Below are 11,155 nucleotides of genomic sequence, written 5' to 3'. Positions count from 1 at the left end.
TTTGATATAAATATCATGGTTCTTTACCATAACATCATCCCATAAGGTATACTCTTCTATTTCGTCATAATATTGATCAATATTACAGTCGAAGTAAACCAGGGTAAACTCAATATCATCTACCACATCTTCGTCATCCTGGTGGATATCTATAAAGTATGTTGCTTTATTAAATCCATCTTCTGATATGGGGCAGTTAATGTCATAGCTTATGCTAATGTCTTTAAATGCTGTAAGGTTGCATATATTAGGGTTCTCGTCCAGATCGTTCAGATCCAGTTCGAAGCAATTCCCTGCATCGGAGACTTCAAAAACAGGCATATCACCGGTTATGGGATTGTATGTAAAGTTTAACTGGGCATTTCCTGTATTTTTAAGATAAATAATCAATTCTCCGTTGGTTAAATCTGATGATGTAAAACTACAGAATCCATTATTTTCAATACGTCTGCCTCCAAACTGAGGATGTCCCAAATAAACTTCCAAGCCAGGTTTAACTTCTTGTCCATAATAATTGTCATCCTGTGGTCCAATTCTATTATAATTATCATTCCAGTCGGCTAAAGGGTTGCAAGTCTCACAGTTTTCCGGCTTCTGACCCACACCCCAATTATAATAACCATCATTATCCATATCTATGCATTTTCTTGTATAGTTATTAACTTCAGCACTAACACCAGTCAAACATCTGAAATGACTAATCTTATTAATATCTAATGGCTGCTTGATATATCCATCAGCTGAAAGAGGTGGTAAAGGGGGTGGCTGATTTGGATAAACGCCCCAACTATTTTTCATTATCCATATAGTTCGATCGTTCTCTTCATCGTATTCAAACCCCACCAATAACATACTATGAGACAGGGATTGGCCTTGAAAATTTGAAACATTAATTGTGGAGGGGCCATAATCCATAATAAATCTCTTTATTTTCTCATCACTATTGTCTGAAGTATCTAAGCTTATGATTCCTGTTGCTGTGATTTTTTCCATTATTGTTTCACAATCAGGATAATCATCGCATGGTCTTGGAACTGGGTCACAGTATGGTATTGAATATTCATAACAGGATTCATTTACTACTCCCGAATTTTTCAAATAATTGACCGCTGAATTAATAGATCCACCTGAGCCCGGATCGGGCGGGTTACAATAACATCCCTGACTGCAATTATATACTTCTGCTTCTGATAAATCAATATCATAATGATTCTCATGATTAAAGTAAATATTCGTCATTGTTTCTAGTAAAGCTGTTGCGGCAAAAGCATAACAGCTTCCGCAGGGATATTGATTTTCAACTGGTGTTAACCAGCCACTGTGCCACTCCTCATCCCCATCAAAATATAAGGATCCCGAAAGGTGTGCATCATGCTTTTTTCTCCATGAAAATTCCTTGACTAAATCAGTATTATCGATGGTTGAATAATTCTCATTAATCCTTTCGTAAATCCCTGATAGGTAATAATCAATTCCCATGAGATTATAATCATAACCCAAAATGCACTTTTTTTCATGGAAAAAATAATTAACCATATTTGTAATTCCAGCCGTCCAATGCATATTGTTTGCTGTGATATAGCTATTAATACTGATTGCTTTAGCTATGTCTTTTGCACTTTTTGAATCTTTCTGTAAACTGTCCAGTTCATCCTGAAAATTCTCATTATCATTAAGACTGTCTAAAGTGAAAATTACATTGTTCAGAATAACTATCATGAGATATTCTGGTTCAAAAGCATTTAGGTAATTTGTTTCATCAGACTCAAGGGAAAACGAGTAGTCGCTATTTGAAATCATAGGAAAAGCTTCATAAACCATATACTCAACAGAATCTTCATTTCCAACGATAACCCTGATCAAGCTGCTATCCGTATTTAACTGTATATTTCCGCTGATCTTCAGGCTGTAAAGCGTGTCATTCGGCCCAAAAGGATGCAAAACCGCATCAGATGTAAAGGTGCTGTCAATCACAATGGTTTGGGAGTGCAAATTCATGGAAAGAGCACAAATGATTAATAATATGACCATTAGAATAATTGTAACGGGGGGGGCGATCCGTTTCATGATGATTGTTTTCTGATTGTTGATAATTCTTTAAAGATATGGAGAGTTTTTTAATAAGTCAAGGAGAACTTATAAAGCAGGATGCAGAAATCCTGCAACCTGCAGGCAGCAACTTGTATCTTGCTTTAGAATTTAGGTGGATTTTGTGATGAAATGATTGTTACCTGCCAGCCGGCAAAATTATCCATCGTCTATTTAAAATGCAAAAACATCCCCAATTCGCGGCACGGCGCAGTTCCAGTGTTTTTCGTGGTTGATTTTCACACGCAGGGCGTTGGCCGATTGCGGTTCTCCATGGTTGATGAAGACAGCTCTTGGCTTGTTCTTAATCAGGGATATCCATTCCATGAGTTCGTTCTGGTCGGCGTGAGACGACATGGTCCGGATCTCTGCAACCCTGGCTTTCACTTCATAAAACCTGCCGTGTATCTTCAATTCTTTTGCCCCGTCTTTTAGTAAGCGCCCTCGGGTTCCTTCTGCCTGGTAGCCGCAGATAAGGATGGTTGAGGCCGGGTTTCCCAGATGCTGCTCGAGGTAATGCAGGATACGGCCTCCGTTCATCATCCCACTACCGGCAACGATGATCTTGGGCCGGTTATCACGGGTTAGTGCTTCGGTTTCGTTGATAGAATGCACCATACGGGTGTGGCTGAAAGCCTCCCGGAAGGCCCTGTGCTCCAGCTTCCGCCAGCTGGGATAATCGATGAAAAGCTTGCTTACATCGATACCCATAGGACTGTCGAGATAAACCGGTATATCCGGAATACGATTATTCTTTTTGAGATTCCAGAAGAAATAAAGGAAATCCTGGGCCCTGTCGACCGTGAAACTGGGTATCAGTAATGTGCCTCCGCTCCCTGCAGATTCCTTAATGATCCGCTCAAGCTGTTCTTCCGTATCATCATTGGGATGGTTCCGGTCACCATAGGTTGATTCTATGATCAGGAAATCGGCACGGGACGGCCTTTCGGGAGGACCAAGAATAGGATCGAATGGCCTTCCCGTATCTCCTGAAAAAACGATTAAAGTATCCCTGTAATCCAACTCCACGAATGTGGCACCCAGGATATGGCTGTTCATGCGGAAACGTATCCTGAGGTCATCCGTAAGCCTGAACCACTCATTTACATCGACAGGCTGCAACAAAGCAATTGCCCTTTTTGCATCCTTTTGGTCGTAAAGGGGCAAGGCGGGGTCATGTTTTGAGTAGCCGTGCCGGTTAGCGTGTTCGGCATCCTCTTCCTGTATCCTGGCACTGTCTTCCAGGATGATGGCAGCCAGATCGGCTGTAGGCTGAGAACAATAAACCTTCCCCTTAAAGCCCTGCCGCACCATCCTGGGGAGATAACCCACGTGATCCAGATGCCCGTGAGTCAGAATGATACAGGAAGCATTCAGCGCCTCCTGATCAAGATCTTCCCAGTTCATCTCGCGCAAGTGTTTTAATCCCTGGAAAAGGCCACAGTCAACCATCAATGAGTAATCAGGAAAAGTGACTAAGGTTTTGGAGCCTGTAACCGTTCCGGCAGCGCCAAGGAAACGGAAACTGATGTTAAGGTCTTTGTTTTTCATGGATTAAAATGGGTTGGAGAGATATTTCATTATTTATTTACACGATTTCATTTCCGGGAAATCAGCAAAATAGGAAAGAATTTGATCTTCGCGCTTCTGTTGATATTGATCAACCCGAATTGCACACCCCTCAGACTGGTGGCGTAATTGAACAATCCGATCTGAACTCCCTTGTTGTTCCCAGGCTGGATCTTGTCGGGATCGATAATATTTATCGCGCCGAGCTGAAGTCCTGAGAAATAATCCCCCTGCATCACATTGATACCTCCCGAAAGCACGCCCTGTACCTTGCCAAGGACAACATTCACGGCGCCACTGATCCATCCGTCGGCATTGCCTTTATTAATGTTAATACCCCCTGTGCTCAAGCCATGAAAATGGTAATCCAGGAGGTTGATCCAACCATAACGAAAACCGTAAAAATTCTCCTTCCCGATGTTCACTATCCCCCATTGTACCCCTCTCTGTGTTCCGTTGGTTTGATTGATAAACCCTGCATCTACCCCGTTCATGTCTTCATTAACGCCATAAATAAGGTTTAAACGGATTCCATGGATACTGTAATCCTTTTTTACAATCTGCAAGGGACTAAATAAAGAAACCTGGACAGGTTTTGCCTTCTGGGATAATGCAGTGGAAAAACCCGCCAGGAACCAAAAAACAATGAAAATGAATCTCAGTGACTGATATTTAAGCATGGCCGGAAAAAGATTAATAGGTTTTCTCAATGTATCCGGCCAAAATTAAGTAAAAAAGAACTGATGCCCTATAAATCCGGCATGCTTTTACAAAAGGAGTTTATCAGGATCAAAGCACCATCCTGAATTCAAAGTCTTCCTCCATTTCCTCTCCCTTGAACGATTCAACCAGGTTGCGGTATTTTTTATAGACAGTTTTGGATTGCTTCTCACCATTCAGAAGCATTTGTTTGGAATTCAGGGTAATGATATAATCCTTTCCCATATCAATCAAACCATCCTTTTCCATTTCGTCTTTAAAAATGCGTTCCAGTTTCGACTGCCCAAAGATACTGGTAAAGGGGACATATTTTTCCGGTGCAGTCCGGCTCATATAGCGTACAGACCGGTCTTTATCTCTATGGATACGACGGTAGTTATTATCCTCATCCCAGCGATAATCAAAATATAAATCTTCAGGAATATCAATCTCTGTGTCTATTATAATCTCTTCCGGACTTTCAAACTCCTCAACGATTTCAATCTCCCCGATATCTTCGGGTATCCTGACTATATTCCGGTCACCACGCTGTACAATTACCCTGGGGCTCCTTCCCGGGAATAATTCCCTTTCGGGGACAGAGTAATAAACAAAGGATGTATCGTCGCCACGGGATTCCCACCGGAATTGATAATCAAATTGGTCTTTTAGTGAATCAATGTTCCCGTATGGGGCATAGCTTCTGTACCGGAAAACATTCCCACGATCGGGATCGACAAAATAATACCCGTACGAATTGCTGTCACCCTGGAACCAATGCATAGACTCTTTATATGATTCCATGATCTCATCATACTTTGCCTCATGCTCTTTCCTGATTTTCTGCAACTGTTCCTGGTATTCCTTCATAAGTTCCTCTTGTTTTACCTGGGCTTCACGAAGCTTCTGATGATATTCTTCCCGGGCTTTGGCAGCCTGTTCTGCATATTCCCTGGCTTCCTTCACTTTTTCTTCCTGGGCGGCTTTTTCGGCCTCTTTGGATTTGAGGTTGGTATCAGGAAGCATGGGAACCGGTCCCAATGCAAGCATTTGTAAAGGAAGCTGACCTGTATTTATTGCCGGAATGCGGTTAATGGAAGGTTCCTGTAGCGCTTCAATACGACTAAGCGGCGCCGGTGGCGACAAAGCCGGTTCAACAACGGTCTCCAGATCTTTCAGCGGGGAATCCGTCCTGAAAGATATAGCAGCCGTAGCTGAAATGGCAGCAATGGTTATCATTATGATCAGGGCCGAAACAAATCCTTCGGCATAATTGGGGATTAATCTTGGTTTTTTCATAAGACGTTGTATTCTGTTCAACAATAAATTCCTGTTATCTGAAAATGCCGGGGCCATGATGGCCTCACGGTTTCTGAGTTCCTGAACGGACGCGAGGGCATGGGCATAGGTAAGATGGCTGCTGGTGAACAGCAAAGCCATATCATCGGCAATATTCTCCCTTTCAATGCGGATATTTCCTGATATCCACCAAATGGCGGGATGATAGAAGTATACAGCCTCCAGGATGGTCTGGATCAGATTGATCAGATAATCCTTTCTCCGGATATGAGCCATCTCATGCATTAAAACAGCCTCGATCTGGTCGGGGGGCATTTGCATGAAAAAACCCAACGGGACAAGGATCAGCGGACGAAAATATCCCAGGGTTACCGGAACATGGATCACTGCCGATTGCATCAACCTGACGGGTTTGTGTATCCCAAACTTTCCGGAAAGATTTCTGATCTTTTGCAACCACAAATCATCAGCAGGATAGACCTTATAATGCCTCAGACGGCGTGTATATGCCAGTGATCCCAGGAAACGCAAAAAGAAAAAGATCATACCCGTAAACCATATCCCAACCAGCAACGGGATGTTGCGCATCACATAATCTTTCAGCGAATTCCAGGCTTCTTCCCAGCTCATGGCAGTATTCTGACTCAGCATGGCATCGGCGAAAATGACAAAAACGGAACTCCCGGATTCTTCTGCTACCATCGACTGATCCTGAAGAGCAGCGGCAGGTGTCACTTCATAAACTCTAATAAAAGTTGCTATGGAAGTCCCCAGTAATAAGACCAGCGACATACCATATATAAAGTAACGTATACGTGCGGAGAATTTTTGCAGGAAGATCATGGCAACGGCAACCAGGATGGAGATCACTGCACCCTGCCACAGGGAATGAACAAGTGTCCACCCCAAAGCCTGCACCCAATCGGCTGACAGCAAACTGCTTAATGCATTCATTGTTTTCCCTCCTCCAGCTTTTTTATCAGTTTCTTGATCTGTTCAAGTTCTTCCGGACTGGATTCATGGTTACCCAATGCCTGCATTACCAGGCGGCTGGCCGAACCCCCGAAGGCAGTCTCCAGCAAACGGTCGATAAGCTTTCCCTGAGTCTCCTTTTCACTCAGCATGGGAGTGTAAACATGCATGCGGCCATCGGCCTCCCGCTGCAACATGCCCTTTTCATGCATGATCTGCATGATCTTGAGGGTTGTGGTGTAACCAATATCCCTGCGTTTACTCAGATACTCATTGACAAACCTGACCGTGCTGGGACCGTTATCCCAAAGTACACCCAGGATCTCGAGCTCGGAGTCTGTTGGCTGATTATTCTTCTTTTCCTTGTTCATGGTAAATTAAAAATTTAATCTACGAATATCTTCGTACAAAGATATACGAATAGTTTCGTAAAAGCAAGAGGTAATTACGAATTTTTTCGTAATTTTTGTTAAAATTTGTTAAACCTTACGAATGAGTTACTTGGATTAATGAATTCCTGAGGTTATCATGAAACTCATTTGCATAGCTACATCCAGGAAATGTATCCTGGAAATTTTGATCTGGCCATCAGATTAACTAACTTTATACCGTTAATTATGAAGGTCATGACCAGGAAATTTCTCTTTTTAATTATGATGGTTACCCCATTTAGTAGTCTTCAGGCGGGCACCGGGCATCCGGGGGATGAAAGCCTGTTCTTTTTAACCGTGATCCTCTGCCTGATCATTGTACTGGGTATAGTGGTTTTTATAGAGGAATTCGCAACCATCCGAAAAAATATCAAGGAATTGCTGCATCTTTAAAGAGGGATTGCTTATCCTTTTTGTTATACCGGAGTACCTGAACCAGTAACAGGCATAAGCTCTAATACTTATTTTAGCATTACGAGCATAGAAAATTTCCTTCCCTGTTAATTTTAAAGTATATTTGATATATTCTACAATTGTTCGACAACAAAGTACGATTGAAAAGTGATTTTTTCGTTTTCAGATAAAAAACTACCCTTATTAATGGGAAATTCATCTCTTATCAGGAATGCACAAAAAACTAACAAAAATATCTCGCCTTCTGAACAGAGACCTTGTTTTTCCCCTGATCCTCAGTATTGGTGTGGTTTGTTTTGTATTAATATTTAAGCCCTTTCCGATTGAACATTTTAATTTTGATACCAGTATCCTTTTTGGATTTGGTTTGGGGGCTATTATCTTTCTTATATTCTTTTTTACCCGGATTGTTGTTGCTTGCGAACCAGAAAACAATGATCAGTTTAATCAGAATGTTTCAAAAACTTCCCGGATAAAAAACTTTATAATCTATGGTATCGGGACCATTGTTGTCCTTTTCTATTTTGTTTATGCCGGATCGGTAAATCTTACTGTTTATCTTGTTTTTAAAATAGTTCTGATCTGTCTCGTTGTATATTTTATCGAAAGAACCTATGACAGGATGGCAACATTGAAAAGGAGAAATGAAGCACTTATAATTGAAAAGGAAATTTTACAGAAAAAGGCTGAACAATTTGCAAACGATTATCAAAACACATCCATTGAATTAGTTTCCATGAATGAAAATGAGAAATTCTGCCTGCTTTCCTCAAACCTTCTTTGTATTAGATCCGCAGATAATTATATAGAAGTCCACTATCTGGAAGATGAGAACATAAAGAAGAAACTCCTGAGAAATACACTTACGAATATTGAGACACAACTTAAGCCGTACCCTAACTTTATCCGTTGCCATAGAATGTGTATGGTAAATATCAACTATATCGAAAAACTCATTGGAAATTGTAACTCTCACACCCTAATTATCAAGGGCTTTAATGAACCTCTTCCGGTTTCGCGACAATTTTTATATAAAATCAAAGAATCTCTCTGAATTAAAGGGGTAAATGGCATCCATCCCAATCCCATTTTTTCGCCCCGTAATAAGGATTGTTCGCCACTTTTTTTCAAAAAACATCTTTTGCAGACTAACTTTGACAGTGAAGCCAATATAGGGCAATGTTGCCGGGGTTTCATTCGGCATAATAACATGTTTATAATTCCATTTAGGCATTTAACCAACCTCAAAAATAATGAAAACAAAGTTCAAACTTCAATTGCTTGCAGCCTGTGTATTAGGCAGTATAATAATTTTTCAAGTAGGGTGTAAAAAAGATGAAGAGGAGGAGACCGAAGATAAACCTGTTATTCTGAAGGAAACCACCAAAATAATTGATGAAACGATATGGCAGGATACCTATATTTCCATGGACAGTTCGACCTACACTTACACATTCAACACCAGTTTTAATGATATGGAAATCGAAGTGGGAGATGTTATGGCATCAAACGCAGGTAATGGCTGCCTCAGAAAAATCAAAAGTATAAATTCGGCTAAGGATGGGGTTGAAGTGGAAACAGAACAGGCTTCTTTGGAAGATGCCATTGAAAGCGGAAGGGTGATACTCAATACTCCTCTGGATGTTGAAGATATTGAAAGCGTCAAATTCAATTATCCAGGCATCAGTGTAATGAGAAGTGACCTGAAACAAACGGATGCGCTTGAATTTACCATTTCATTCAATGTTATTTTAAAAGATGTGGATGGTGACACCACCAATACAGATGACCAGGTTAAAATAACGGGCAGTTGCACCTTCCTCTGGAACCTTGTCACAGTAATTGACTATTCCGTTTTGGGCGGATTGGAATATGTGGATTGTGGCTTTATCTCCAATCAAAGGCTGCAACTTGACTTTACCGGCAGTATAGGATTTAGCGGGGAAGTGGATCTGGGAGAAGTAATTTTCAAGAAAAAGGAAATAAAAGTAGCAGGCCTTACAGTACCCTTGAAACCAACGTTTCAGTTATTTTTGGGCGGGGAGCTTACGGGGAATATTTCCCTTAATGCATCGGTGATCGATGACATGGGGTTTAACGCCGGTGTTAAGTACACCGGTTCCTGGAAACCCTATTCGACATTCAACAATACTCTTAACTTTTCCCCTCCGGAAATAGGATTGAGCATGGAGGCAGAAGGATATCTCAAGCCCCAGATGACGTTATTAATATATGGTGTCAAGGGGCCGTATGCTTACTGTAAGGGATATGCTAAGGGAATTGGCCAGTTACCCCAGGTGCCCTGGTGGGGGCTATATGCGGGTTTTACCATTGGTGCGGGTGCGGAAGTGGAGATCTTCGGTAAAAAGATATTTGATATAGATCTTGAAGTCTACAACAAGGAGTGGACACTTAAAAAGGGGCCACAGCCAACCGTGAGCACCAATGATGTAACCAACATCCAGCGGAGCACTGCCTCCTGTGGGGGCAAGGTGACCGACGATGGCGGTTATACTGTAACAGACCGGGGGGTATGCTGGAGTACATCGCAAGAGCCTACTATTAATGATGCATTTTCCAGCAGCGGATCCGGAGGAACAGGAAGCTTTTCGTGTCAGTTGACCGGTTTGTTGTCAAATACTAACTATATCGTCCGCGCTTATGCTACCAATGAGAAAGGAACGGACTACGGAGAACAGGACATATTTAAGACAAAATCATATCCCCCGGCCATACCCTGCCCGGGTACGCCTACAGTGACCTATGCAGGGAAAAAATACAATACCGTTCAAATCAATAACCAGTGCTGGATGAAGGAGAACCTGGACGTTGGAGAAATGATAGAGGTAGCCAATGAGCAGGCAAATAACGGGAAGATAGAGAAATGGTGCATATGGGACCTTAAGGAAAACTGTGACACTTTTGGCGGCCTTTACCAGTGGAAAGAGTTGATGAACTATCAAAACCAGCAGGGAGCGCAGGGCATTTGCCCACCCGGCTGGCATATCCCTACCGACGCAGAGTGGACAGAGCTTACAAATTTTCTGGGAGGTGAAAACACGGCAGGTGGACTGATGAAACAAACAGGAACGCAATTCTGGTCTGCCCCCAACGCCGGCGCAGACAATCAAAGCGGTTTTGCTGCAATTGCCGGGGGCATAGGCGGGTGGGGGGATTTCTGGGACATGAAATGGAAAGCCTATTTTTGGTCTTCCACAGAAAAAGATCCCAATACAGCCTGGTACCGAATGCTAAACAGTGAAAACACAACTGTAAGCCGAATCAATTATGATGAACAAAAGATTCTCGGACGCAGTGTCCGTTGCCTGAAGAATTGAAGACCTCTGCGCGATACAGTCCACAAATACAATAGTGAATGGTGAATGGTGAATGAGTTTTACCTCATTAGGCATGACATGTCACGATGAAAATCGGGAGTAGAGCACAATAGTACTTTAAAGCAATCTAATGTGTCCTGTTGTGTCTATTGTGGTGTCTATATCCATTGAAATAAAAATCCGCGGAAATCCGCTGCATCCGCGTCATCTGCGTTCTATTAAACCCGGACCTTACCAGATTTTCCCCTTCGTATTTTCCCACACTTTTCTCCTCTTTTACGCATTTTCCCTACCCTCATTTTCTCCTGAAAATCAGTCGAAACGGGTAAATACACCCGTTGACGA

General features: G+C 42.1%; 8 protein-coding genes. 3 read left to right on the top strand and 5 right to left on the bottom strand.

Going from position 1 to position 11,155, the window contains the following annotated elements; genetic code table 11:
* The 5 genes from KKA81_13345 to KKA81_13325 all read right to left on the bottom strand — a co-directional run.
* Positions 1–2,067 (bottom strand): hypothetical protein (locus KKA81_13345; GenBank protein MBU2651908.1); only part of this gene is annotated, 2,067 nt, incomplete at its 3' end.
* 195 nt (positions 2,068–2,262) lie between these two features.
* Positions 2,263–3,639, bottom strand: coding sequence for an MBL fold metallo-hydrolase (locus KKA81_13340; protein ID MBU2651907.1), 1,377 nt, complete (start codon positions 3,637–3,639; stop codon positions 2,263–2,265).
* 47 nt (positions 3,640–3,686) lie between these two features.
* Positions 3,687–4,337 carry a hypothetical protein gene (locus tag KKA81_13335; GenBank protein MBU2651906.1) on the bottom strand — a complete coding sequence of 217 codons (651 nt, stop codon included), beginning with the start codon at positions 4,335–4,337 and terminating at the stop codon, positions 3,687–3,689.
* Positions 4,338–4,446: 109 nt separating this feature from the next.
* A complete protein-coding gene (locus KKA81_13330; protein MBU2651905.1) occupies positions 4,447–6,609 on the bottom strand; it encodes a M48 family metalloprotease in 2,163 nt (720 codons plus the stop codon).
* Entirely contained in the window at positions 6,606–6,998 is a 393-nt protein-coding gene (locus KKA81_13325) for a BlaI/MecI/CopY family transcriptional regulator (protein ID MBU2651904.1), read from the bottom strand. The genes KKA81_13330 and KKA81_13325 overlap by 4 nt, the downstream gene beginning before the upstream one ends.
* Before the next feature lie 255 nt (positions 6,999–7,253).
* Here KKA81_13325 and KKA81_13320 point away from each other — a divergent pair, with 255 nt between their 5' ends.
* From KKA81_13320 to KKA81_13310, 3 genes are all read left to right on the top strand, one after another.
* Positions 7,254–7,451, top strand: coding sequence for a hypothetical protein (locus KKA81_13320; protein MBU2651903.1), 198 nt, complete (start codon positions 7,254–7,256; stop codon positions 7,449–7,451).
* Positions 7,452–7,683: 232 nt separating this feature from the next.
* Positions 7,684–8,526, top strand: coding sequence for a LytTR family transcriptional regulator DNA-binding domain-containing protein (locus KKA81_13315; GenBank protein ID MBU2651902.1), 843 nt, complete (start codon positions 7,684–7,686; stop codon positions 8,524–8,526).
* Positions 8,527–8,725: 199 nt separating this feature from the next.
* A complete protein-coding gene (locus KKA81_13310) occupies positions 8,726–10,810 on the top strand; it encodes a hypothetical protein (GenBank protein MBU2651901.1) in 2,085 nt (694 codons plus the stop codon).
* The last annotated feature ends 345 nt before the right edge of the window (positions 10,811–11,155 follow it).

This window comes from Bacteroidota bacterium, assembly GCA_018831055.1.
Lineage (GTDB): Bacteria > Bacteroidota > Bacteroidia > Bacteroidales > B18-G4 > M55B132.
This window is presented reverse-complemented; position numbering and strand designations above follow the sequence as displayed.